The organism is Pseudomonas sp. 1L-B-1-E-C1 (genome assembly GCF_057291835.1).
This window is the reverse complement of sequence record NZ_JBXAWN010000009.1, coordinates 246,878-270,833: the sequence shown is the minus strand read 5'-3', so window position 1 is coordinate 270,833 and position 23,956 is coordinate 246,878. Positions and strand designations below refer to the sequence as shown.

Annotated in this window: 21 protein-coding genes; 10 read left to right on the top strand and 11 right to left on the bottom strand. The window is 61.0% G+C overall.

The annotated features are described in order from the left end of the window. Position 1: 1 nt before the first annotated feature. The 6 genes from AC0Z4S_RS17640 to AC0Z4S_RS17615 form a co-directional block, all read right to left on the bottom strand. A complete protein-coding gene (locus tag AC0Z4S_RS17640; RefSeq protein WP_042606770.1) occupies positions 2 to 766 on the bottom strand; it encodes a GntR family transcriptional regulator in 765 nt (254 codons plus the stop codon). Positions 767 to 823: 57 nt separating this feature from the next. Continuing rightward, entirely contained in the window at positions 824 to 1,213 is a 390-nt protein-coding gene (locus AC0Z4S_RS17635; RefSeq protein WP_039763896.1) for a carboxymuconolactone decarboxylase family protein, read from the bottom strand. 134 nt (positions 1,214 to 1,347) lie between these two features. Next, positions 1,348 to 1,833 (bottom strand): flavin reductase family protein, encoded by a 486-nt coding sequence (locus AC0Z4S_RS17630; RefSeq protein WP_485623939.1) that lies wholly within the window; start codon positions 1,831 to 1,833, stop codon positions 1,348 to 1,350. 12 nt (positions 1,834 to 1,845) lie between these two features. Continuing rightward, positions 1,846 to 3,327: an aldehyde dehydrogenase gene (locus AC0Z4S_RS17625; protein ID WP_485623938.1), complete on the bottom strand. Its 1,482-nt coding sequence runs from the start codon at positions 3,325 to 3,327 to the stop codon at positions 1,846 to 1,848. Continuing rightward, positions 3,324 to 4,157, bottom strand: a complete 834-nt coding sequence (locus tag AC0Z4S_RS17620) for an alpha/beta fold hydrolase (RefSeq protein WP_485623937.1) — start codon at positions 4,155 to 4,157, stop codon at positions 3,324 to 3,326. Before AC0Z4S_RS17620 ends, AC0Z4S_RS17625 begins: the two co-directional genes overlap by 4 nt. 32 nt (positions 4,158 to 4,189) lie before the next feature. Continuing rightward, the gene (locus AC0Z4S_RS17615; protein WP_007968626.1) at positions 4,190 to 4,780 is read right to left on the bottom strand and encodes an amino acid synthesis family protein; all 591 of its coding nucleotides are present in this window, start codon (positions 4,778 to 4,780) and stop codon (positions 4,190 to 4,192) included. Between the two features lie 434 nt (positions 4,781 to 5,214). On the opposite strand from AC0Z4S_RS17615, the gene AC0Z4S_RS17610 reads away from it, so the two are divergent. Further along, entirely contained in the window at positions 5,215 to 6,258 is a 1,044-nt protein-coding gene (locus tag AC0Z4S_RS17610; RefSeq protein WP_485623936.1) for a WD40/YVTN/BNR-like repeat-containing protein, read from the top strand. After that, a complete protein-coding gene (locus AC0Z4S_RS17605) occupies positions 6,255 to 8,639 on the top strand; it encodes an efflux RND transporter permease subunit (RefSeq protein ID WP_137214977.1) in 2,385 nt (794 codons plus the stop codon). Before AC0Z4S_RS17610 ends, AC0Z4S_RS17605 begins: the two co-directional genes overlap by 4 nt. Positions 8,640 to 8,789: 150 nt before the next feature. Here the strand turns inward: AC0Z4S_RS17605 and AC0Z4S_RS17600 are convergent, their stop codons facing one another. Both AC0Z4S_RS17600 and AC0Z4S_RS17595 read right to left on the bottom strand, forming a co-directional pair. Then, complete coding sequence (locus AC0Z4S_RS17600) at positions 8,790 to 9,509, bottom strand: FadR/GntR family transcriptional regulator (protein ID WP_485623935.1); 720 nt, start codon at positions 9,507 to 9,509, stop codon at positions 8,790 to 8,792. Between the two features lie 186 nt (positions 9,510 to 9,695). Continuing rightward, the gene (locus AC0Z4S_RS17595; protein ID WP_252880372.1) at positions 9,696 to 11,432 is read right to left on the bottom strand and encodes an IlvD/Edd family dehydratase; all 1,737 of its coding nucleotides are present in this window, start codon (positions 11,430 to 11,432) and stop codon (positions 9,696 to 9,698) included. Between the two features lie 192 nt (positions 11,433 to 11,624). On the opposite strand from AC0Z4S_RS17595, the gene AC0Z4S_RS17590 reads away from it, so the two are divergent. The 8 genes from AC0Z4S_RS17590 (at position 11,625) to AC0Z4S_RS17555 (ending at position 18,377) form a co-directional block, all read left to right on the top strand. Then, on the top strand, positions 11,625 to 12,947 hold the full coding sequence (locus AC0Z4S_RS17590) for an MFS transporter (RefSeq protein ID WP_065616194.1): 1,323 nt from the start codon (positions 11,625 to 11,627) through the stop codon (positions 12,945 to 12,947). Between the two features lie 144 nt (positions 12,948 to 13,091). After that, positions 13,092 to 14,084 (top strand): AraD1 family protein, encoded by a 993-nt coding sequence (gene araD1, locus AC0Z4S_RS17585; protein ID WP_485623933.1) that lies wholly within the window; start codon positions 13,092 to 13,094, stop codon positions 14,082 to 14,084. A gap of 9 nt (positions 14,085 to 14,093) precedes the next feature. Continuing rightward, complete coding sequence (locus AC0Z4S_RS17580) at positions 14,094 to 15,674, top strand: aldehyde dehydrogenase (NADP(+)) (RefSeq protein ID WP_485623932.1); 1,581 nt, start codon at positions 14,094 to 14,096, stop codon at positions 15,672 to 15,674. A gap of 164 nt (positions 15,675 to 15,838) precedes the next feature. Continuing rightward, positions 15,839 to 16,150: a DUF5629 family protein gene (locus tag AC0Z4S_RS17575; RefSeq protein WP_485623930.1), complete on the top strand. Its 312-nt coding sequence runs from the start codon at positions 15,839 to 15,841 to the stop codon at positions 16,148 to 16,150. Beyond that, positions 16,137 to 17,312, top strand: coding sequence for a lactonase family protein (locus AC0Z4S_RS17570; RefSeq protein WP_485623929.1), 1,176 nt, complete (start codon positions 16,137 to 16,139; stop codon positions 17,310 to 17,312). Before AC0Z4S_RS17575 ends, AC0Z4S_RS17570 begins: the two co-directional genes overlap by 14 nt. A 156-nt stretch (positions 17,313 to 17,468) precedes the next feature. After that, the gene (locus tag AC0Z4S_RS17565) at positions 17,469 to 17,648 is read left to right on the top strand and encodes a hypothetical protein (RefSeq protein ID WP_016775003.1); all 180 of its coding nucleotides are present in this window, start codon (positions 17,469 to 17,471) and stop codon (positions 17,646 to 17,648) included. A 262-nt stretch (positions 17,649 to 17,910) separates the two neighbouring features. Next, the gene (locus AC0Z4S_RS17560; RefSeq protein ID WP_042606783.1) at positions 17,911 to 18,123 is read left to right on the top strand and encodes a hypothetical protein; all 213 of its coding nucleotides are present in this window, start codon (positions 17,911 to 17,913) and stop codon (positions 18,121 to 18,123) included. Beyond that, on the top strand, positions 18,120 to 18,377 hold the full coding sequence (locus AC0Z4S_RS17555; RefSeq protein ID WP_039763921.1) for a hypothetical protein: 258 nt from the start codon (positions 18,120 to 18,122) through the stop codon (positions 18,375 to 18,377). Before AC0Z4S_RS17560 ends, AC0Z4S_RS17555 begins: the two co-directional genes overlap by 4 nt. A 96-nt stretch (positions 18,378 to 18,473) precedes the next feature. Here the strand turns inward: AC0Z4S_RS17555 and AC0Z4S_RS17550 are convergent, their stop codons facing one another. From AC0Z4S_RS17550 to AC0Z4S_RS17540, 3 genes are read right to left on the bottom strand one after another with little or no spacing between them, the layout of a single operon-like run. Next, on the bottom strand, positions 18,474 to 19,070 hold the full coding sequence (locus AC0Z4S_RS17550) for a glutathione S-transferase (protein ID WP_485623928.1): 597 nt from the start codon (positions 19,068 to 19,070) through the stop codon (positions 18,474 to 18,476). Next, the gene (locus AC0Z4S_RS17545) at positions 19,067 to 22,708 is read right to left on the bottom strand and encodes an AAA family ATPase (protein WP_485623926.1); all 3,642 of its coding nucleotides are present in this window, start codon (positions 22,706 to 22,708) and stop codon (positions 19,067 to 19,069) included. The genes AC0Z4S_RS17550 and AC0Z4S_RS17545 overlap by 4 nt, the downstream gene beginning before the upstream one ends. Then, on the bottom strand, positions 22,705 to 23,949 hold the full coding sequence (locus tag AC0Z4S_RS17540) for an exonuclease SbcCD subunit D C-terminal domain-containing protein (RefSeq protein ID WP_485623924.1): 1,245 nt from the start codon (positions 23,947 to 23,949) through the stop codon (positions 22,705 to 22,707). The genes AC0Z4S_RS17545 and AC0Z4S_RS17540 overlap by 4 nt, the downstream gene beginning before the upstream one ends. Between the last annotated feature and the right edge of the window lie 7 nt (positions 23,950 to 23,956).

Below are 23,956 nucleotides of genomic sequence, written 5' to 3'. Positions count from 1 at the left end.
GTCATTGACCTATGCGCGGTTCTTTCAGCGCGATCGGCAGGGTGATCGCCGGGGTACCTTTGACGGCGACGCCGGTTTCTTCCTGTTTGCGCTTGAGGTAATCGAGGGCCACGGCAGCGGCCGCGCGGACGTGATCGACACACGCCTGATGCGCCGCCAGCGGATCACCGCTCTTGATCGCCTCGACCATTTTTTCCATCTCGTGATTACTCGCGCCGCGGCGGTTTTCCTGGGACACCGAGGTCGCGCGCAGGTAGCTGATGCGCGCCTGCAACTGGCGCAACTGGGTGGCAGCGACATGGTTGCCCGAGCCTTCCAGCAGCACGTCGTAGAAGCCCTGCACCGAGTCGATCACCTGTTGCAACTCGCCGTCCTTCAACGCCTTGCGGTTGTCATCGAGGGCTTTTTCCAGCGCCTTGATGTCCTTGGCTTTGGCACGCAGGGTGAACAACTGCACGATCAGACCTTCGAGCACGCAACGCAATTCGTAGATATCGACGGCATCGGCGAGGGTGATGATGGCCACGCGCGGGCCTTTGGCGTCGGCGAATTCCACCAGGCCTTCGGATTCGAGGTGACGCAAGGCTTCGCGCACCGAAGTGCGGCTGACGCCGAGGCGATCGCACAGGTCGCGTTCGACCAGGCGATCACCTGGCATGAGCTGGAAATTCATGATCGCGCTACGCAGTTTGTCCAGCACGATTTCGCGCAGGGTAACGGGGTTGCGATTGACCTTGAAGCTGTCGTCGAGTGGCTGGCGTTTCATGGGGTCCGCTCTTGAGCTTGGCTGTCCATGCCAGACGGGCATCAAAACAGCCGAGGGTTAACTGGAGGCCTCGGCGTCGGCTTCGGCAAAGGCTTCACGGGCCAGCCGGAAACTGTCCACGGCCGCCGGAACGCCGCAATAAATGCCGACCTGAAGCAGAATTTCGCGTATTTGCTCACGACTCAGGCCGTTACGCAAGGCGCCACGCACATGCAGCTTGAGTTCGTGCGGGCGGTTGAGCGCCGAGATCATCGCCAGGTTGATCATGCTGCGCTCCTTGAGCGACAGACCCTCGCGCCCCCAGACATGGCCCCAGCAGTATTCGGTGACCATTTCCTGCAGCGGACGGGTGAAGTCGTCGGCGTTGTCTATCGAACGCTGGACGTAGGCTTCGCCGAGCACCTGCGTGCGGATCTGCAGGCCTTTTTCGTACTTTTCGTTACTCATTATTCCTCCAGTCACCACAGATCCCTCGTGTAGGAGCTGCCGAAGGCTGCGATCTTTTGACTTTGACTTTTGAAAACAAGATCAAAAGATCGCAGCCTTCGGCAGCTCCTACACAGGGGATTTGTGTGAATCCTTCAGGTCAGGGTGGGCAACGCACCCAACTTGCCCTTGTGATAAATCATCGGTGTCACCGGTTGCTCGGGCAGGATCAGGTTCTTCACTGCGCCGACGATGATTGCGTGATCACCACCGTCGTACTCACGCCACAACTCGCACTCGATGATCGCCGTCGCCTTGGCCAGAATCGGGTTTCCCAAATCGCTCAAATGCCACTCGATGCCCTTGGCCTTTTCCTTGCCCTTGCCGGCGAACGCGTAGGCTTCGGCGGTCTGCTCGGCAGAGAGCAAGTGGATAGCGAATTTCTTGCTGTCGCGCAGCACCGGGTAGGTGTCGGACGCATAGTTGGGGCAGAACAGCACCAGCGCCGGGTCGATCGACAGCGCGCTGAAGGCGCTGGCAGTAATGCCGACGATGCCGCCCTCCGGGTCAAGGGTGGTGACCACCGTGACGCCGGACGGAAACGAGCTCATGACGTCTTTGTAAATGCCGGGTTCGATCATTTCGCAGGACTCCTAGCGCATCACAAACGGATCAGGCATTGGCGCCTGGGAAAGGTTGATCCACACCGTTTTCAGTTCGGTGTAGGCCAGCACCGAGTCGATGCCGCTTTCGCGTCCATAGCCACTGTTCTTGAAGCCGCCGATCGGCGCCATCGCCGACACTGCGCGGTAAGTGTTGACCCAGATAATTCCCGAGCGCACATCGCGCGCCAGTCGGTGGGCGCGGCCCAGGTCACGGGTCCAGATGCCGGCGGCGAGGCCGAACTGCGAGTCGTTGGCGATCGCCAGTGCTTCGGCTTCGTCTTTGAAACGAATCACCGACGCCACCGGGCCGAATACTTCTTCCTGCATGATCTTCATCGAATTGCGGTCGCATTCGAACAGCGTCGGCTCGTAGAACCAGCCTTCGCCGAGATCTGCCGGGCGCTTGCCACCGGTGCGCAAACGCGCGCCTTCGGCAATGGCATCGGCGACCAGACCTTCGACCACCGCCAGTTGCTGCGCGGTGGCCATCGGGCCCATCTCGCTATGGTCTTCCTGCGGGTTGCCGATGCGAATGCGCTGGGCGCGCTCGACCAGACGATTGACGAACTCGTCGTAGATTTCGTCCTGCACCAGCAGACGCGAACCGGACACGCAACTCTGCCCGGATGCCGCGTAGATCCCGGCAATCGCGCCGTTGATCGCACTGTCCAGATCGGCGTCGGCAAAAATGATATTCGGCGACTTGCCGCCCAGTTCCAGCGACAGCCTGGCGAAGTTTTCGGCGCTGCTGCGCACCACATGCCGTGCCGTGGCCGCGCCGCCAGTGAAGGCAATCTTGCGGATCAGCGGATGGCGGGTGAGGGCGGCGCCGGTGCTCGGGCCGTAACCGGTGACGACGTTGACCACGCCCGGCGGAATCCCGGCTTCTAGGGCCAGGCGCGCCAGCTCGAGAATGGTCGCCGAAGCGTGTTCGGACGGCTTGATCACGATGGTGTTGCCGGCGGCGAGGGCCGGCGCCAGTTTGATCGCCGTCAGGTACAGCGGGCTGTTCCACGGAATGATCGCGGCGACCACACCCATGGCTTCGTGCACGGTGTAGGCAAACAGGTCTGGCTTGTCCAGCGGCAGGGTGCCGCCCTCGAGCTTGTCGGCCAGGCCTGCGGTGTAGTGGAAAAACTCCGGCAGGTAGCTGACCTGGCCACGGGTTTCGCGGATCAGCTTGCCGTTGTCGCGGCTTTCCAGCTGCGCCAGTTGTTCTTTGTTTTCGGCGATCAGGTCGCCGAGACGGCGCAGCAGTTTGCCGCGCGCGGTGGCGGTGAGGCCACGCCACGCCGGGCTGTCGAAAGCAGTCTGTGCCGCTTGCACGGCGCGTTCGACATCCGCTTCATCGGCGTCAGGCAATTCGGCCCAGGCCTGCGCGGAGGCCGGGTTGAGGCTTTCGAAGGTCTTGCCGGAGAGGGCGTCGACCCAGTCTCCGCCGATGCACATCTGGAAGCGTGCGAGTGTCATGCAACGATCCCCTTTATATGGTTTTGTCGGGAGTGTGCGAATTGGAGAAATTCCAGCAGCATCTGGTTGACCAGACGCGGCGACTCTACCGGCATCATATGCCGTTGCTCGGGCAGCACGGCAACCCTCGCACCGGGGATGCGTCGGGCCAGTTGCTCGGCCATTTCCGGCGTCGAGCCGGGGTCGAGTTCGCCGGTGGCGATCAGCGTCGGCGCCTGAATGCTGCTCAGGTCGTCGGCGCGGTACATGTCCTGGGTGGCGAACAATTCGTAGGTGGTCAGGTAACCCTGCGGATCGTTGTTGGCCAACGTCTGACGCAACGCAGCGATCTGCGCCGGGTTGGCCGCCTGATATTCACGGCTGAACCAGCGTGACAGCGCGGCTTCGGCATTGGCGTCCGGGCCATGCTCGGCGGCCTGCGCGGTGCGGGCGATAACGCCGGCGCGCTGTTCTTCGCTGCGGTTGAACACACTGTTCAACACCACCAGACTTTGCAGACGCTCCGGGTAGTGCAGGGCAAAGGCCCGCGCGACCAGGCCGCCCATGGAGAAACCGATCACCGCGGCCTGGGGCAGATTCAGGTGATCGAGCAGCTCGAGCAGTTGATCAGCATAACCGAGCAGGTCGGTGCCGCTGGCCGGACGCGGGCTGGCGCCGTGGCCGAGCATGTCGTAGGCGATCACCTGATACTGGCTGGCGAGGCCGACAATCTGCCCGCCCCACATTTCTTTGTTCAGGCCCACGCCGTGGATCAAGACCACGGGCTGGCCTTGGCCGGTCGCCAGGTAACTGGTGCCAGCCGGGGTGAGTTCAGCGGTGAGCCGAATCATGGAGCGCTCCTGCAATGCCTTTCTTGTTGTGATTACTGGGCTTTTTCGGCGGCCAGTTCTTCCAGATCGATGTAGCGGTTGCCGATGCGCGGGTGCAGGCGGCCACCGTCGGCGCAACCCAGCACGACCACGATTTCGTCGGCACGCGGCGCGTCTTCGATCTGCATTTCCAGGGTGATGTAGTGCGAACGCAGGCCCTCGTCGTCCTTGTGCATCATCGGGATCTGAATCGACGTGCCCGGTCCGCCGCGCTTGTTGGTGAAGCTCAGGTAGCTCTTGGCTTTCACCGCTTCGCGATAGTGGTTGCCGAAGCGCAGGGTGTGGATCACCGCCGAAGCGTGCTCGATCTCGCCATCAGCGCCGACCACTGCCGCTTTGCCGTAGGCCTCGATCTTCTCGGCGCCGCCGATGATGCCGACCAGACGCTCGACCATCATGGCGCCGAGGTCGGAGCAGTTGGCGCGGATCTGCGGCTTGAGGTCTTCGACAAAACCGTTGCCCACCCACGGATTCTTCATAACCACGGCGAGACCGACCATGGTCACCGGCTTGTCAGTCGCCTTGCCGCCTTCAATGAAGGTTTCTTCGACATAGCTGACGATCTTGCGAATTTCGAAACTCATGAGCTGCTCCGTTGGGATTGAGAGTGTCTGTGCGTCTGATGGTATACCATAATACCGATCCTGCAAGTCCCCCTGACGGAATTTGCCGCATCACCCCGGCGAATGGTCATGTATTCGCTTTCCGCCACACCTCGACTTCTTTGTAGGAGCTGCGGCACGCTGCGATCTTTTGATCTTTCAATACAAAATCAAAAGATCGCAGCCTCGTTTCACTCGACAGCTCCTACAAGGGGAAATCAGCGGCAATGCGGTTAACAAAAGATAACGTGGCGCTGATTGTCAGACATTTGCAAAGCCCGATAGGATGAGCCAGCTTCCGAAGGGGCTCTGGATTGCGGGTTTCAGGAGGATGCTTCTGAACTGCCAGTAGTCGAGCACCCTTGCGGCGCCCTTGAAGGCCCGATGGCCCAACAATAATAAATAGGGGAAGGTCTATGAGTCGTTGCCGCCCGCCGGCGTTACGCAACACCGCGTTGCTGGCCACAGCACTCTCGCTGCTGGGCTTTGCCACGTTATCGGCACCTGTGATTGCCGCCGAAGCCCCGGCTGATGTGGTCTATGCCACCGAATCGGCCAAGGCCGCGAAAAGCCTGATTCTCGATGTCGTCCACGCCGGCGCGCGCCTGGTCGCGGTCGGTGATCGCGGGCACATCGTCTATTCCGATGACCAGGGCAAGACCTGGACCCAGGCCAAGGTGCCGACCCGCCAGTTGCTTACCGCCGTGTATTTCGTCGACGACAAAAACGGCTGGGCGGTCGGCCACGACGCACAGATTCTCGCCAGCGCAGACGGCGGTCTGACCTGGACCAAGCAATTCGAAGACCTCGCCCGCGAATCGCCGCTGCTCGACGTCTGGTTCAAAGACGCTAACAGCGGCTTTGCCGTGGGCGCCTATGGCACGCTGCTGGAAACCACCGATGGCGGCAAGCACTGGGACGACGTCAGCGATCGCCTCGACAACGAAGACCAGTTCCACCTCAACGCCATCGCCTCTGTGAAAGATGCCGGGCTGTTCATCGTCGGCGAGTCCGGCAGCATGTTCCGCTCCGCCGACGACGGCCAGACCTGGGAAAAACTCGAAGGCCCGTACGAAGGCTCGCTGTTCGGCGTGATCGGCACGGCGCAGCCGCAGACCCTGCTGGCTTACGGCTTGCGCGGCAATCTCTACCGTTCCACCGATTTCGGCAGTAACTGGGAACAAGTCGAACTGAAAGCCGCCCGCGGTGCGCTGGAGTTCGGACTGTCCGGCGGCACGCTGCTCGAAGACGGTTCGATCGTCATCGTCGGTAACGGCGGTTCGGTGATCAGCAGCAGCGACAACGGCGAAACCTTCAGCGTGTTCAACCGCCCCGATCGCATTTCGCTGTCGTCGGTCACCGCCGCCGGCAACGGCAACCTGATTCTGACCGGGCAGGGTGGTTTGCATGTCACTCAGCCAAACGGTGCCGAGACCAATAACAAGAAGGCGGGGCTATGACTTCCTTGATCACTCCTCAGCAGGAAAAGGCGACGGTTCTCGAGCGCCTGATCTTCAACAACCGCCCGGCCGTGATCCTGATCTGCCTGGTGGTGAGCATTTTCCTGTTCTGGCAGGCGACGCTGATCCGGCCGTCGACCAGTTTCGAAAAAATGATCCCGCTGCAGCATCCCTTCATCGAAAAGATGATGGAGCACCGCAACGATCTGGCGAACCTCGGCAACACCGTGCGTATTTCGGTGGAAGCCACCGACGGCGACATCTTCTCCAAGGAATACATGGAGACCCTGCGCCAGATCAACGACGAAGTGTTCTACATTTCCGGCGTCGATCGTTCCGGCCTCAAATCGCTGTGGAGCCCGAGCGTGCGCTGGACCGAAGTGACCGAAGAGGGTTTCGCCGGCGGTGAAGTGATCCCGCAGAGCTACAACGGCTCCCAGGACAGCCTCGACCTGCTGCGCAACAACGTGCTCAAGTCCGGTCAGGTCGGGCGTCTGGTGGCCAACGATTTCAAGTCGAGCATCGTCGACATCCCGCTGCTGGAGGCGTACCCGGACCCACAGGATCAGGGCAAGCTGCTGGCGCTGGACTATCGCCAGTTCTCCCATGAGCTCGAAGACAAGATCCGCAACAAGTTCGAAGCGCAAAACCCCAACATCAAGATCCATATCGTCGGTTTCGCCAAGAAGGTCGGCGACCTGATCGACGGACTGGTGATGGTGGTCCTGTTCTTCGGTGTCGCCTTCGTCATCACCCTGATTCTGCTGCTGTGGTTCACCAACTGCCTGCGCAGCACCATCGCCGTGTTGAGTACGACGCTGGTGGCGGTGGTCTGGCAACTAGGGTTGATGCACTTCTTCGGCTTCGGGCTCGACCCGTATTCGATGCTGGTGCCGTTCCTGATTTTCGCCATTGGCATTTCCCACGGCGTGCAGAAAATCAATGGTATCGCCCTGCAATCCAGCGAGGCCGATAACGCCCTGACCGCTGCACGTCGCACCTTCCGCCAACTGTTCCTGCCGGGGATGATCGCGATTCTGGCCGATGCGGTGGGCTTCATCACCCTGCTGATCATCGACATCGGCGTGATCCGTGAACTGGCCATTGGCGCCTCCATTGGCGTGGCGGTGATCGTGTTCACCAACCTGATCCTGCTGCCGGTGGCGATTTCCTATGTCGGCATCAGCAAGCGCGCGATTGCCAAGAGCAAGAAGGACGCCAACCGCGAACACCCGTTCTGGCGCCTGCTGTCGAACTTCGCCAGCCCGAAAGTTGCGCCGATCTCGGTGGCGCTGGCGCTGATCGCCTTCGGTGGCGGCCTCTGGTACAGCCAGAACCTGAAAATCGGCGACCTCGACCAGGGCGCGCCGGAACTGCGTCCGGACTCGCGCTACAACAAGGACAACAACTTCATCATCAGCAACTACTCGACCAGCTCCGACGTGCTGGTGGTGATGGTCAAGACCAAGGCCGAAGGCTGCTCGCGCTACGAAGCCATGGCGCCGATCGATCAGCTGATGTGGAAGATGCAGAACACCGAGGGCGTGCAGTCGGCGATCTCGCTGGTGACCGTGTCCAAGCAGATGATCAAGGGCATGAACGAGGGCAACCTGAAATGGGAAACCCTGTCGCGCAACCCCGATGTGCTGAACAACTCGATCGCCCGCGCCGACGGCCTGTACAACAACAGTTGCTCGCTGGCACCGGTGCTGGTGTTTCTCAACGACCACAAGGCCGAAACCCTCGACCGTGCGGTGAGTGCGGTGCAGGAATTCGCCAAGGAAAACAACAAGGACGGCCTGGAATTCATCCTCGCCGCCGGTAACGCCGGGATCGAAGCGGCCACCAACGAAGTGATCAAACAGGCTGAGCTGACCATCCTGATTCTGGTGTACATCTGCGTCGCGGTAATGTGCATGATCACCTTCCGCTCGTGGGCGGCGACCTTGTGCATCGTCCTGCCGCTGGTGCTGACCTCGGTGCTCGGCAACGCGCTGATGGCGTTCATGGGCATCGGCGTGAAAGTCGCAACCTTGCCGGTGGTGGCGCTGGGTGTGGGGATTGGCGTCGACTACGGCATCTACATCTACAGCCGTCTGGAAAGTTTCCTGCGTGCGGGGCTGCCGTTGCAGGAAGCCTATTACCAGACCCTGAAGTCCACCGGTAAAGCCGTGCTGTTCACCGGCCTGTGCCTGGCGATCGGCGTGTGCACGTGGATCTTCTCGGCGATCAAGTTCCAGGCCGACATGGGCCTGATGCTGACCTTCATGCTGCTGTGGAACATGTTCGGTGCGCTGTGGCTGCTGCCGGCGTTGGCCAAGTTCCTGATCAAGCCGGAGAAACTGGCGGGGCAGAAGGGCAATTCGCTGTTTGCCCATTGATCTGAAAGGCTGAAATGACAAAGCCGCAACCTTTAGGGGGTGCGGCTTTTTTTATGGATCAAGATCAAAAGATCGCAGCCTTCGGCAGCTCCTACAGGGAACGCATTCCAAGGTAGGAGCTGCCGAAGGCTGCGATCTTTTGACTTTGCTCTAAGAGAGCTCAGCCCCAAGCACCACACTCAACGCACTGCGCGCATCATCCAGCTGCACCAGCGTCGCATGCCGGGCCCCGAGCGCATCGCGATTTTCGATCGCTGTGAGAATCGCCTTATGTCTGGGCAACGCCAATTCATGCAGATTCGGCCGTTGATTCGAATGCTTCAACGCCTCGGCAATCGCCACTGCCAACATGTTGCACAGGTTCGCCAGCAGGTCATTGTGGGTTGCATCGGCAATCCGGCTATGGAAATCCAGATCCGGCTGCAAAAGCGCTTCCGGGGTCGGAGCGGCTTCCATGCGTTGGTAGGCTTCGTTGATCGCAGCGATGTCGCCATCCGTCGCATGCTGGGCGGCGAGGGCGGCGGCGGCCGGTTCGATGATGCTGCGCACGCTGGTCAGCACGTTGAAGAATTCATTCTGCGGGCTGCTCTGCATCAGCCAGTGCAGCACGTCCGGATCGAGCATGTGCCATTCGCGGCGGGCCTTGACCACCGTGCCCACGCGAGGTTTTGAATACACCAGCCCCTTGGCCACCAGCACCCGCGTGGCTTCGCGCAACACCGGCCGACTGACCGCATACTCCTCGCAAAGCAGGGCTTCGGCGGGCAGTTTGTCGTCGGGCAAAAAGCGTCCGGAGACGATCTGCATGCCCAGTTCCTGGACGATGCGCGAGTGCATGCTTTTACGGTCGGAAGGTTTGCGGTAATCCATGGGGAGTGGCGCGATCCTGAGCGATGGAGATGCCGCGCATCATAGCAGGCACCAGACAATCTTGAGGCAGACACAAAACCAAATGTGGGAGCGAGCCTGCTCGCGAAGGCGGTATATCAGTCAAATAGATGTCGACTGACACTCCCTCTTCGCGAGCAGGCTCGCTCCCACAGGGGAATTGCGCTGTTAGTGAGAGTGGCGCGGGACTTCAGCGCCGCGGCAGCCGACGAGGAAGTCAAAGTCGCAACCCTGATCCGCCTGCAGCACGTGGTCGATGTACAGCTGACGATAACCGCCCACCAGCAATTGCTGCGGTGCTTGCAGATCGGCCATGCGCGCCGCCAGTTCAGCGTCGGGAATGTCCAGATGCAGACGGCCGCTGGCGCAATCGAGCTCGATCCAGTCGCCTTCCTGCACCGCCGCCAAAGGCCCGCCTGCTGCGGCTTCCGGGGCGACGTGCAGAACCACCGTGCCATACGCCGTGCCGCTCATGCGTGCATCAGAAATCCGCACCATGTCGGTCACGCCTTGCGCCAACAGTTTGGCCGGCAAGCCCATGTTGCCGACTTCGGCCATACCCGGATAACCCTTCGGCCCGCAGTTCTTCATCACCAGAATCGAATCTTTATCGACGTCCAGCTCCGGGTCGTTGATCCGCGCCTTGTACATGTCGAAGTTCTCGAACACCACGGCGCGGCCGCGATGCTGCATCAGTTCAGCGCTAGCGGCGGACGGCTTGAGCACCGCACCCAATGGCGCCAGATTGCCGCGCAACACGCAGATGCCACCGTCAGCGCGAATCGGATTGTCGAGGGTGCGGATCACTTCGTCTTCGCCATAGATCGGCGCGTCCTTGGTGTTCTCGCCGATGGATTTGCCGTTGACCGTCAAGGCATTCGGATTGGGGATCAGATTGGCTTCGCCGAGGCGACGCAGCACCGCTGGCAAGCCACCGGCGTAGTAGAACTCTTCCATCAGGAAACGCCCGGACGGTTGCAGGTCGACAATGGTCGGCATGCCGCGACCGATGCGGGTCCAGTCATCCAGGTCCAGCTCGACGCCAATGCGCCCGGCGATGGCTTTCAAGTGGATCACGGCGTTGGTCGAACCACCGATGGCAGCGTTGACGCGAATGGCGTTTTCGAAGGCTTCCTTGGTCAGGATTTTCGACAGTTTCAGGTCTTCGCGAACCATCTCCACCGCGCGCATGCCGGACATGTGCGCCAGCACGTAACGCCGCGCATCCACCGCCGGAATCGCGGCGTTGTGCGGCAGCGAAGTGCCCAGTGCTTCAGCCATGCAGGCCATGGTCGACGCGGTGCCCATGGTGTTGCAGGTGCCTGCCGAACGCGACATGCCGCCCTCGGCCGCGAGGAAGTCATCGATGGTGATGGTGCCGGCCTTGACCTGTTCGCTGAGCTGCCACACGACAGTGCCGGAACCGATGTCCTTGCCCTTGTGCTTACCGTTGAGCATCGGCCCGCCGGTGACGACGATGGCCGGCACATCGCAGCTGGCCGCGCCCATCAACAGCGCCGGTGTGGTTTTGTCGCAACCGGTAAGCAGCACGACGCCGTCGATCGGGTTGCCGCGAATCGCTTCTTCAACGTCCATGCTCGCCAGGTTGCGGGTGAGCATGGCGGTCGGGCGCAGGTTCGATTCGCCGTTGGAGAACACCGGAAATTCCACCGGAAAACCACCGGCCTCGATCACCCCGCGTTTGACGTGCTCCGCGATCTGGCGGAAGTGCGCGTTGCACGGAGTCAGTTCCGACCAGGTGTTGCAGATGCCGATGATCGGCTTGCCGTGGAACTGATGGTCGGCGATGCCCTGATTCTTCATCCAGCTGCGGTACATGAAGCCGTTCTTGTCGGCCGTGCCAAACCATTGGGCGGAGCGCAGGGTGGGTTTCTTATCAGACATGATCGATTCTCTTATTGTAAGACTATTGTTTGCGAGCTGACGCTTAATCTAAGCGCAAAATCCGCGCTTTGGAAGTGTTGTTGGGTAATTAGTATTACTATATAGTCGTTTTCGACGGAGGGATGGCCCTGGTTGTTTTGGCGAGAGGCGTCCCCCGAGGTTCTATAAAAACAACAATCGGAGACCGATCTCATGAGCCAGGAATTGCGGCTTGTCCGGCGCATCACACTGAAACTGATTCCCTTCCTGATCCTGCTGTACCTGATCGCCTATGTGGATCGCTCCGCCGTCGGCTTCGCCAAGCTGCACATGGGCGCCGACATCGGCATCGGCGACGCCGCCTATGGCCTCGGTGCCGGGCTGTTCTTCATTGGTTACTTCCTTCTCGAGATTCCCAGCAACCTGATGCTCGAACGCTTCGGCGCGCGGCGCTGGTTCGCGCGGATCATGATCACCTGGGGCGCGATCACCATCGGCATGGCCTTCGTGCAAGGGCCGCACAGCTTCTATGTGATGCGTTTTCTGCTCGGCGCGGCCGAGGCGGGCTTCTTCCCCGGCGTGCTGTACTACATCACCCAGTGGTTCCCGGTGCGCCATCGCGGCAAGATCCTCGGCCTGTTCATCCTGTCGCAACCGATCGCGATGATGATCACCGGTCCCGTGTCCGGTGGTTTGCTGGGCATGGATGGCATCCTCGGTCTGCACGGCTGGCAGTGGCTGTTCATCGTCATCGGCACCCCGGCGATCCTGCTGACCTGGCCGGTGCTGCGCTGGCTGCCGGACGGTCCGCAGCAAGTGAAATGGATGGATCAGGCGGAAAAAGACTGGCTGACCGGCGAGCTGAAAAAGGACTTGCAGGAGTACGGCCAGACCCGTCACGGCAATCCGCTGCATGCGCTGAAAGACAAACGCGTGTTGCTGCTGGCGCTGTTCTATCTGCCCGTGACCCTGAGCATTTATGGCCTCGGCCTGTGGCTGCCGACGCTGATCAAACAGTTTGGCGGCAGCGACCTGGTCACCGGTTTCGTTTCTTCAGTGCCGTACATTTTCGGGATCATCGGCCTGCTGATCATTCCGCGCAGCTCCGACCGCTTGAATGATCGCTACGGCCACCTGGCGGTGCTCTATGTACTCGGTGCGCTGGGTCTGTTCCTCAGTGCCTGGCTGTCGATGCCGGTCGCGCAACTGGCGGCGCTGTGTCTGGTGGCGTTCGCCTTGTTCTCGTGCACAGCCGTTTTCTGGACTCTGCCCGGGCGCTTCTTCGCCGGTGCAAGTGCCGCGGCGGGGATTGCCTTGATCAACTCGGTCGGCAACCTCGGTGGTTACATCGGGCCGTTTGTGATCGGCGCGTTGAAGGAATACACCGGCAATCTGGCTTCGGGGTTGTACTTTCTCTCGGGCGTGATGGTGTTCGGGCTGATTCTGACCGGCATCGTTTATCGGGTGCTGGAGCGCAAGCATGTGCTGCCCGTCGAGCAGTTCGCAGCGAGTGCGCGTGGCGCGACCCGAACCTGACTGACAACACTGGCCCCTGTGGGAGCGAGCCTGCTCGCGAAGAGGCCATTACGTTCAACGCTGTTGGTGACTGATACACCGCTTTCGCGAGCAGGCTCGCTCCCACAGGGGATAGCGGCGTTTTTGATGGAACAGGAGAAAATCATGCATCTGGTTCAATTCGAATTACCCAACGGCGAGCGCCGGGTCGGCGTGGTCGACAACGGTCAGCTCCGCGAAGTCCAGGACGCGCGCAGTGTCCGTGATCTGGCCCTGGCCGCGATCGAGGCCGGCGGCTCTCTTGAGCAGCAAGTGCAGGCCCTCGGCCTCGGCGCCAGTCACGACTACGCGCAGTTGGTCAAAGACCTGCGCATCCTGCCGCCACTCGATCACCCGGACCCGGCGCACATGCTGGTCAGCGGCACCGGCCTGACCCATTTGGGCAGTGCTTCGGCCCGCGACAAGATGCACCAGCAGGCCGGTGACGAAGCGGCGATGACCGACACCATGCGCATTTTCAAATGGGGCGTGGAGGGCGGCAAACCCGCGGCGGGGCAGGCCGGTGTGCAGCCCGAGTGGTTCTACAAGGGTGACGGCAGCATCGTCGTGCGTCCGGGGCAGCCGTTCCCGCTGCCGCCGTTTGCCGAAGACGCCGGTGAAGAGCCGGAGATGGCCGGCCTGTACATCATCGGCAACGACGGCAAGCCGTATCGCCTCGGTTTTGCGGTGGGTAACGAGTTCTCCGACCACGTCATGGAGCGCAAGAATTACCTGTACCTGGCGCACTCGAAATTGCGCAGTTGCAGTTATGGCCCGGAACTTCGTACCGGTGAATTGCCTCAACACCTTGCCGGCACCAGCCGAATCCTGCGTGACGGCGAAGTGCTCTGGCAGAACGAGTTCCTCAGCGGCGAGGCCAATATGTGCCACAGCCTGGCGAACCTCGAATACCACCACTTCAAATACAGTCAGTTCCTGCGTCCGGGCGACGTGCACATTCATTTTTTCGGCACTGCGACCCTGTCGTTTGCCGACGGCATCCGCACCCAGCCGGGCGACACGTTCGAGATCAGCCAGGCCGACTTCGGCGCTCCGCTGGTCAACGGTATCGCACCGGTCAAAGCAGCTTTTGAACCGGACAGCATCGGCACCCTTTAAGGAGATCCCATGACTCAGATTCTCGGTCACAACTACATCGGCGGTCAGCGCAGCGCCGCCGGCACCGTCAAACTGCACTCGGTCGACGCCAGCACTGGCGAGGCCTTGCCGCACGATTTCATTCAGGCCACGGCAGAAGAAGTCGACGCCGCCGCCAAAGCCGCCGCTGCGGCTTACCCGACCTATCGCAGCCTCAGCGCCGAACGTCGCGCGCAATTTCTCGATGCGGTCGCCGATGAACTCGATGCTCTTGGTGATGATTTCGTCGCCGTGGTCTGCCGCGAAACCGCGCTGCCGGCCGGACGCATTCAGGGTGAACGCGGTCGTACCAGCGGCCAGATGCGTCTGTTCGCCAAAGTCCTGCGTCGCGGTGACTTCTACGGCGCGCGCATCGATCTGGCACTGCCGGATCGTCAGCCGCTGCCACGTCCGGATCTGCGCCAATACCGCATCGGCCTCGGCCCGGTCGCGGTGTTCGGCGCGAGCAACTTCCCGCTGGCGTTCTCCACCGCTGGTGGCGATACCGCAGCGGCGCTGGCCGCCGGTTGCCCGGTGGTGTTCAAGGCCCACAGCGGCCACATGGCCACCGCTGAACTGGTCGCCGATGCGATCATTCGTGCGGCGGAAAAAACCGGCATGCCCGCCGGCGTGTTCAACATGATCTACGGGGGCGGCGTCGGCGAATGGCTGGTCAAGCATCCCGCGATTCAGGCCGTTGGTTTCACTGGCTCGCTGAAGGGCGGTCGCGCCCTGTGCGACATGGCTGCCGCACGTCCGCAACCGATCCCGGTGTTTGCCGAAATGTCGAGCATCAACCCGGTGATCGTACTGCCGCAGGCGCTTGCGACGCGTTCGGAAACCGTCGCGCGTGACCTCACCGCTTCGGTGGTGCAGGGCTGTGGTCAGTTCTGTACCAACCCGGGTCTGGTGATCGGTATCCGCTCGCCGCAGTTCAGCGCGTTTGTCCAACAGGTCGCTGCTGCGATCGGCGATCAACCGGCGCAAACCATGCTCAATGCCGGCACCCTCGGCAGCTATGGCAAAGGTCTGGAAAAACTTCTGACGCACAGCGGCATCGAGCATCTGGCCGGTAATCCGCAGCAGGGCAATCAGGCGCAGCCGCAATTGTTCAAAGCCGATGTCAGCCTGTTGATCAACGGTGACGAAGTGCTGCAGGAAGAAGTGTTCGGTCCGACCACGGTCATCGTTGAAGTGGCCGATCAGGCGCAACTGAGCGCGGCGCTGCATGGCCTGCACGGTCAATTGACCGCGACGATCATTGGTGAGCCGTCTGATTTCGAGCAATTCGCCGAGCTGACGCCGCTGCTGGAACAGAAAGTCGGGCGCATCCTGCTCAACGGTTATCCGACCGGTGTCGAAGTGTGTGATTCGATGGTGCATGGCGGCCCGTACCCGGCGACGTCCGATGCGCGCGGCACGTCGGTGGGTACGCTGGCGATCGATCGCTTCCTGCGTCCGGTGTGTTTCCAGAACTACCCGGACAACTTGCTGCCCGAGCCACTGAAAAACGCCAACCCGCTGCGTATCCAGCGCCTGGTGGATGGCAAGCCATCGCGTGAGGCGATCTAGCCAACACCGCGATTTCCTGTGTAGGAGCTGCCGCAGGCTGCGATCTTTTGATTTTGCTTTTGAAAACAAGATCAAAAGATCGCAGCCTGCGGCAGCTCCTACACAAAGTGCAGGGCGCCATAAGCTATCATTGGCCCTTTCCCCCCAAAGAAAGACTGTTTGCCATGACTGCCCAAACCCTTCTCAACGCCCTCGAACACTGCGGTATGGTCGAAATCGATGGCCTGCACGCCTTCGAATTCGCCCTCGACGAGGACGATAACCTGCACATCGAATGCATTGATGGCCGTGAAGCCAAACATTGGGAATTCACCCCGGCGCAGGTCGCGGCCGCGACGTTCGATGAGACGCTGCAGAGCTGGCTGATCGTCGGTCATGCCAGCGACACCAAGACCACGGGCGAGCATCGTCTGGTGTGTCTCGGCGACGTAGTCAGCAGCAGCGACGATGAGGAAGACAATAATGAAAATGCGTAACTTCTGGCCGTTGCTGATGGCCGGCAGCGTCGGCGCGATGGGACTCTCCAGCGCCAGCGCCGAGACCTTGCAGTTGCTGGTCGGCTCTTACACCGCCGGCTCCAGTCAGGGCATCTATCGCATGCAGTTCGACAGCGCCACCGGCCAGATCGATGCGAAGCCGCTGCAAGTGGTCAAGACTGAAAACCCATCGTGGCTGACCCTGTCGAAAGACCAGAAACGCCTGTTCGTGGTCAACGAAAACGGCCCGGGCCAGACTGACCCGGTCGGTCGCGTCAGCAGCTACGCCATCGACCCGAAAACCCATGCGCTGAGCCTGATCAATCAGGTGCAGAGCCTGGGCAACGAGCCGACCCATTCCAGCCTCAGCGCTGATGCCAAGCATCTGTTCGTCAGCAATTATTCGGTGATGGAAGATCCGGGCGGCACTCTGGCGGTATTGCCGGTCGACGCCGACGGCCAGCTGAAACCGGTGGTGCAGATGAGCGGCCACCCGGCCAGTCGGGTCAACCCTGAGCGCCAGGCTTCCAACCACGTGCACTCGACGGTGTCTTCGCCGGACGGTCGCTACGTGTTCTCCAACGACTTGGGCGCGGACAAGGTTTTCATCTATCAATACGATCCGAAGGCCAATCCGCACTTGCCGCTGACCCCGGCGAAAACCGCCTCGGTAGCCTTGCCGGCCGGCAGTGGCCCGCGTCATCTGCTGTTCAGCGCTGACGGCAAACACGCGTGGCTGACCATGGAGATGAGCGCGCAGGTTGCGGTGTTCGATTACAACGATGGCGTGCTGACTCAGACGCAATTGGTCGATCTGGCAGCGGGCCAGCCAACCTCGGACAAGGCAGGCGCTGCGCTGCATGCTTCAGCTGATGGCAAGTTTCTCTACGTGAGCAACCGTGGCACGGCCAATCAACTGGTGGTGTTCAGCATCGACCCGGCGAACGGTCAGCTCAAAGAGCTGCAAAAACGCTCGGTCGAGGGTGATCACCCGCGCGAGTTTGCCCTCGATCCAAGCGGTAAATTCGTCTTGATCGCCAACCAGAAGAGCAACCAGATTGTCGTTGTCGAACGCGATGCCAAGACCGGTCTGCTCGGCAAAACCGTGCAAAAACTGCCGATCGACGCGCCAAGCGACTTGAAATTTCTAGTGCGACAATAAGCCACAGGCCCCGGTCTGCGGGGCCTGCATCGTTGTATTAATTGCACTGATAACGGCTAATGCTACAAAAGATTTCAAGGAGGCAACCCTCGAGCGTTACGTTTGTTTCACAGCCCGACCGGGCAAACCAAGCAAACGAACACGAGGGTTACCGCCATGAACTTCAATCTCTTCTCCGTTATCGCCGCCTCCGCCATTTCTGCCACCGTGGTATTGCCAGCCGGTGCCAACGTCGAAATCGCCAGCAAAAAATCCCACACCCAGAGCTACACCCAGAAATACCTGCAACAAAGCGCCAACTTCTACGCCGCGCTGGATCACAAAACCCAAGCCTGAGCGCATCGACACAATTCCCCTGTAGGAGCTGCCGAAGGCTGCGATCTCTTGATCTTGTTTTTCAAAGCAAAATCAAAAGATCGCAGCCTTCGGCAGCTCCTACGCGCGTACGCGTTCTCCACTCATAGGTTTTTTCTCGCCGGCAAATAGAGCGGCTAAATAATCAACGAAGCTGATGTTCACCATTGCAAACCCTGAGTGGTTGCCCCGGCTTTTTTGATTGATTCTGTGGCCATCGAAACCTTTGCCCACGGAGAACACCATGGCCAGCGCAATCCTCACTTCCGCCAAACGCGGCGCCTACCTGGCCATCGGTCTGTACCTGGCCGTGGTGCTGTTCGTCAGCATCGGCGCGCAGATGGAACACAGCTTCGAAGCCCCGATCGACGTCGCCCACCCTGGCATCCAGTTCGAACTGCGCTCGCAAAGCGCAATGGTCGACAGGGCCGAACTCGCAGGAGTCGGCGGCGCATGAAAGGCTACAGACTCTGGGTCATCGCCAGTCTGGCATTGATGACCAACGGCGCCTCATTGCTGGGGTTCGGCCAGGGCTCGGTGGGCGGCTTGGCCCGGGCCATAGAGGCCAACCACAACATCGCCCACAACATTGAACGCGCCAACACGCTGGGGCTGATGGCCGGCAATCCACCGGTCAAGGTCGCGGTGGATTTTCTCGGGCCGTTTGAAGTGGACTGCATGGCACTGGGCATGTGCAACGCCTTGGCCTGACCCATGTAGGAGCTGCCGAAGGCTGCGATCTTTTGATCTTGCTTTTTATCAGGGCAAAGTCAAAAGATCGCAGCCTTCGGCAGCTCCTACATCCGGTTACTTCTTCATGATTGAGGTAAACAGTTCGGACTCAATGAAGCGCTGCAACCAGGCTTGCAAGCGAACATAAGGCGTCTGCGCGAACCACTCGCGATCGACGTGAGCGAACTGCCGGACGAAGGGCAGCAGGGCTATGTCGGCGAGGCTCGGATGATCGGCCAGCAAGTAGTCACGTCCTTCAAGCAGCTCATCCAGTTTCTGCAGAAATAACGCACCTTCAGCCCGATAAGCTTCCATCGGTTGCTCAGGGTAACGCTCGGCGTACTTGTAGCGATTCAAAGCCGATTTGAAAATCTGATCATTGCCTTCAATCAGTTTCTCCATCCACAGCGCCGCGAACGAATCACCGGCTAGCAACCAATCATCCGGATCATTCTGCGCCAACGCCCAGCGCATGATCTGCAGACTTTCATCAATCACCACGCCATCGGCATTCAGCACCGGTACTGTGCCCTTGGGCGAGAGCGCGAGCATTTCCGCCGGCTTGTTCTTGAGGCTGACCTCAACAATCTCCACCGGCACGCCCGCATAACGCAGCGCCATTCGCGCACGCATGGCGTAAGGGCAGCGGCGGAAGGAATACAGCGTGTTCATTTCACCTCCAGCGTACTCAAACCATTGCCTTGGCGCCGCACCTGAATCTGCACCGGGATCCGTTCGTGCATTTCCTGCACGTGGGAAATCACTGCGACTTTGCGTCCCTGCGCCTGCAAGCCATCGAGCGCGTCCATGGCCAGTTGCAAGGATTCCGGATCGAGGCTGCCGAAACCTTCGTCGATAAACAGCGATTCGATTTTCAGCGTGCTCGACGCCATCGAGGCCAAGCCGAGCGCAAGGGCGAGCGACACGAGGAAGGTCTCGCCGCCCGACAGCGAATGTACCGAGCGCAGTTCGTCGCCCATTTCCGTGTCCATCACCAGCAGGCCGAGCATGCTGCCGCCGCGTTTCAGGCGATAGCGTTTGACCAGTTGGCGCAGTTGCGCGTTGGCGTGATGCACCAGCAGGTCGAGGTTGTAGGCCTGGGCGATCTTGCGGAAGGTGTCGCCGGTGGCCGAACCGATCAACGCACTGAGCCGCGCCCAGCGTTGGTACTCGGCGTAGGCCTCGGCGATCTGTTGGGCCAGCGCCTGATTGGCGTTTTGCCGGCGTTGGTCTTCAACCTGTTCGGCGCGCAATTCGGCGCATTGCTGCTCACTGACGGCGAACTGGTTTTGCAGTTCGGCGAGAGCACTGTCGAGCTGTTCGGCGTCAAGATTGCCGTCCTGCCGGGCCTGATGATCGAGCAGACGCTGATCACGTTCCTGCAACAAGACCTGGGCCTGTTCGATGGCTTTTTCGTTGTGCTGAAGAGTCTGGCGCAGTTCGGCGACATGTGCGTCGTCGAAGCGCAGCAAGTCTTCGAGGCCTCCGTCATCCAGCTCCGGATGGCTGGCGCGCCACTCGGCGATCTTGCCGGCGAGTGCCTGGTGTTCAGCTTCCAGTGCTTGCAGGCGTTCCTGCTGAGACTTGAGTTCGGCGGCGATCTGCACCAACTGCGTGCGCACGCTCTGCAACTCTTCAGCGGTGCTGGTCTCGGCGCTGCGCGCCTGTTCCACCGCGTGTTCCAGCTGCTGCTGCCAATGCTCGGCGCTGCTGTGTTCGCCGAGCAGTTGGGCGAGTTTTTCCTGACAGCTTTGCTGCTGCTCGGTCAACGCCGTGAATTGCTGCTCAGCACTTTGTAGCTGCTGAGTCCGCAGCTGCTGGCGATCCTGTTCTTTCTCCAACGTTTGCTGGCGTTGCTGCTGCTCGCCCAGTTCTTCCTTTTGCTGTTCAAGCTGGGCGAGACGCTCGGCAATCTGCCGGTCCAGCTGCATGAACGTCGCGGCCGGCTCAACGCGCAGTGCTTCGAGCGTGTCAGCGGGTAGCAGCGGGCCGAACGCGTTGAGTTCCTCTTCCAGGCGCTGACGGTCGCTGTTGAGTTCATGCTGCTGATGGCTCAGCTGTTGCGTCGCTTGCTGATGCGCAGCTTCCGCCTGACGCAATTGCTGCGACAGGCGCGCGGCGTCCTGCTGCAAGGTAAGCAGCGCACTCTGACGTTGTTCGTCCTGAGTGATGCTCTGGTTCAATTGCTCGGTCTGGCGGCTGAGCCAGGCGTCGCGTTTGTCGCCGTCCTGATTGAACAGTTGCGCGGCCAGCGGATGCGCCTCAAGGCTCGGCGCCAAGGCATTCTGCTGCGCTGCCAACTGTTCCTGTTGCTGCAACAATTCTTTCTGTTGCGCGATCACGCCACCGACTTCGCCGCGCAGCTCGATCAGTTTTTCCTTGAGCTGATCGACCACTTGCTGGGCATTGGCCTGTTCGCTTTCATCGTGGCGCCCGAGGCTTTGCAGCAGCGCTTCGGGCTGATGATAGGGATGGTCGTTGCTGCCGCAGACCGGGCAGGGCTGATCGTCCTGCAACTGCGCACGCAACTCTTCGACACTGGCACTGCGCGCCAGCCGCTGCCGCTCGAGCAGTTCGCGGGTGACGCTGAGGGTTTGCTCGGCGACGGTCAGCTCGGCCTTGGTTTTCACACCGTCCTGGGTCAGGCGCTCGCGTTGTTGCTGCGCCTCGAGCTGGCGTTGTTGCAACTCGGCGCTGCGCTTGTCGAGATCCTGTTGCGAGGCCCACAGGCGCGACAGGTCTTCGATCGCGCGCAGCTGTTTGCGGTTGTCCTGCAGCAAGGTACCGAGCAGGCCGATCTGTTCAGCGACCGCATCCGGTTCAGCACCGGCCTCCTTGAACAGCACTTCCAGTTGCTGTTTGTGCGAGGCCAGCTCTTCAGCACTGCGCGTAGCGTTTTGTTCCAAACACGCCAGTTCGGTCTGGCCCTTGTTTAAACGGTTGCCGATCAGCATCAGTTGTTGCAGGCGATCGCGGTAGGCGCTCCAGGCATCGCTCAACGGCGCCAGATGCGCACTCTGCTCAAGCTCGGTGGCGATGCGTTGCAAACGCTCGGCGACCTCAGCCTGTTTTTCCTGCAAAGCCTGAATCGCGCTCTGGCCATCCTTGAACGCTTGCTCGGCTGCTTGCCGGGCATCGGCGCTGCTGGCAGTGTCCTTGATCAGGCGGGCGAGGGTGCTTTGCTCATCGAATGCCTGACGCAACAGCGGCGCGTTTTCGCTCTGCCGTTGTTGCGCTTGGCTGAGGGCGACTTTTGCTGCGTCGAGGTTTTGCGCCAGTTGCGTCTGGCGTTCTCCGAGTGCCGCGTGTTGCTGGGTGTGCGTGGCAATCTGCGCCGCCAGTGGCGTCAGCAGTGCATCGAGTTCGGCCTTGCGCGCGAACTGATGGCGCTGCGGGCCAAGCTGTTCCAGACGCGTCAGTTTCACCCGCTCGCCGGCCAGTGCCTGCCATTGCTGTTGCGCGGTTTGCAGTTGTTCGCTGGCGGCTTTTTGCGCGTCTTGCAACAGACGCAAATCCTTCAGCCAACCGTGTTGTTGCTCAAGCTGTTTGAGCTGCGCCTGTTGCGCTTTCATTTGTTGCTGCGCGGTGTTGAAGCGCTCGTCGAGTTCGGCACGAGCTTCCGGCGCCAAAGGCGTCACGCCGGTAGCCTGATCCTGCAGCAGCTTGTGCGCTTCGCGGGCCTCTTTGGTCTTGTCGAAGGCGCGGCGGCCGAGGCGGGTGTAGAGCGCGGTGTCGGTGAGTTTTTCCAGCAGTTCACTGCGGTCGTTGTCGTCAGCCTTGAGGAAGGCGCTGAACTCGCTCTGCGCCAGCAGCACAGCGCGGGTGAACTGTTCGAAGTTCAGGCCCAGCGCGGCTTCCAGCTGGGTTTTGTATTCACCTTTCTGGCTGGCGAGCAATTGATCCTGATCGATATCGCGCAGGCTCTGCCGGCTCGCTTGCAACTTGCCGCCAGCCTTGTCGCGAGCGCGGTTGGCTTCCCAACGTGCGCGATAGCGGCGGCCATCGACGCCGACGAAATCCACTTCGGCATAACCTTCGCCCGTGCCACGACGCAGCAGCGTACGCGGGTCGCCGGTGGCGATTTCACCGTCAGCATCCGGGACTTTGGCATCGCGGCCGGTGTTGTTCAGGCGCGGCACAGCGCCGAACAGTGCCAGGCACAAAGCGTCGAGCAGGGTGCTTTTGCCGGCGCCAGTTGGGCCGGTGATCGCAAACAGCCCGGCGCTGGCCAGCGGCTCAGCAGTGAAATCGATCTCGAACGGCCCGGCCAGCGAGGCGAGATTCTTCAAGCGAATGGCGAGAATCTTCATGGCTGCTCGCCCTCCAGTTGCACGTCTTGCAGCAACTCGGCGAAGTCCTTGAGCGTCTGCTCATCGACCTCGCTGCCGTAGTTGTCGAGCCAGGCGCGGCTGAACAATTCCTGCGGGGTGAGTTGGTCGAGTTCGATCAGCGTGCTGCCGTCATCGCTGCCATCGGCGCCACGATTGCCGGCGTATTCAGCGGCGATGCGCACCAGACGCACGGCTTTGCCTTGCAGCGCAGTTTCCACCTGATGGCGCAGATCCGGCTGCGGCTCGTCAAGACGCACGCGCACTTCCAGCCAGGGCTGGCGTTGGGTTTCGGCGAGCAGATCGACGTTCGGCAGGTCGGCCAGTTGCAGCAGAATCTCGGCCAGCGGCGCCGGGCCGATGCGCTGCAGATTGACCGAGCGCGGGATCAGTTTCGGCTCGACGCTGACCAGGGTTTCACCCTCGAGGACCACATCGAGAATCTGATGCTGATAACCGATTTCGGAGAACGACAGCGGAATCGGCGAGCCGCTGTAGCGGATGCGCTCCTCGCCGTTGACCTTCTGCGGCTTGTGCAAATGGCCGAGGGCGACGTAACTGATGCTTTCGCCGAACAGGCTGGCGGGCAGGGCTTCGGCATTGCCAATGATCAGGCTACGCTCGGAATCCTCCGACACCGAACCGCCCGCCATGTGCGCATGGCTGATAGCGATCAACGCCTGCCCGGGCTGCCGCTTGGCATTCGCCGCCGCAATCAGCCACTCATGCACCTGACCGATGCCGCGCAGATAGTTGTCACCCAGATGTGCGCCAGTGACTTCCGCCGGGCGCAAGAACGGCAGCGCCAGACACCACGCGGCGATTTCTCCCTGCGCATTCGGCAGCGGCAGCAACAAACGTTCGGCGTCGAGCTGCCCGTCATCCAGCCACAGCACCCGACCCAACGCGTGAGTACGCAAACGCCGCATCAACGGCGCCGGCAGCTCGATCCGCGAGCCGGAATCATGGTTGCCGGCGATCATCACGATGGTCAGCAGCGGCTGCTGTTCGTGAGCGCTGACGATGAAATCGTAAAGGCGTTCCTGAGCTTTGACCGGCGGATTGACCGTATCGAAGATGTCCCCGGCAATCAGCAGCACATCCGGCTGCGCCAGTTGCAACTGACGCAGCAGCCATTCGAGAAAACACGCGTGCTCGAAATCGCGCTCCTGGCCGTGCAGGTTTTGCCCAAGGTGCCAGTCGGAGGTGTGGAACAGACGCAAGGTGGAC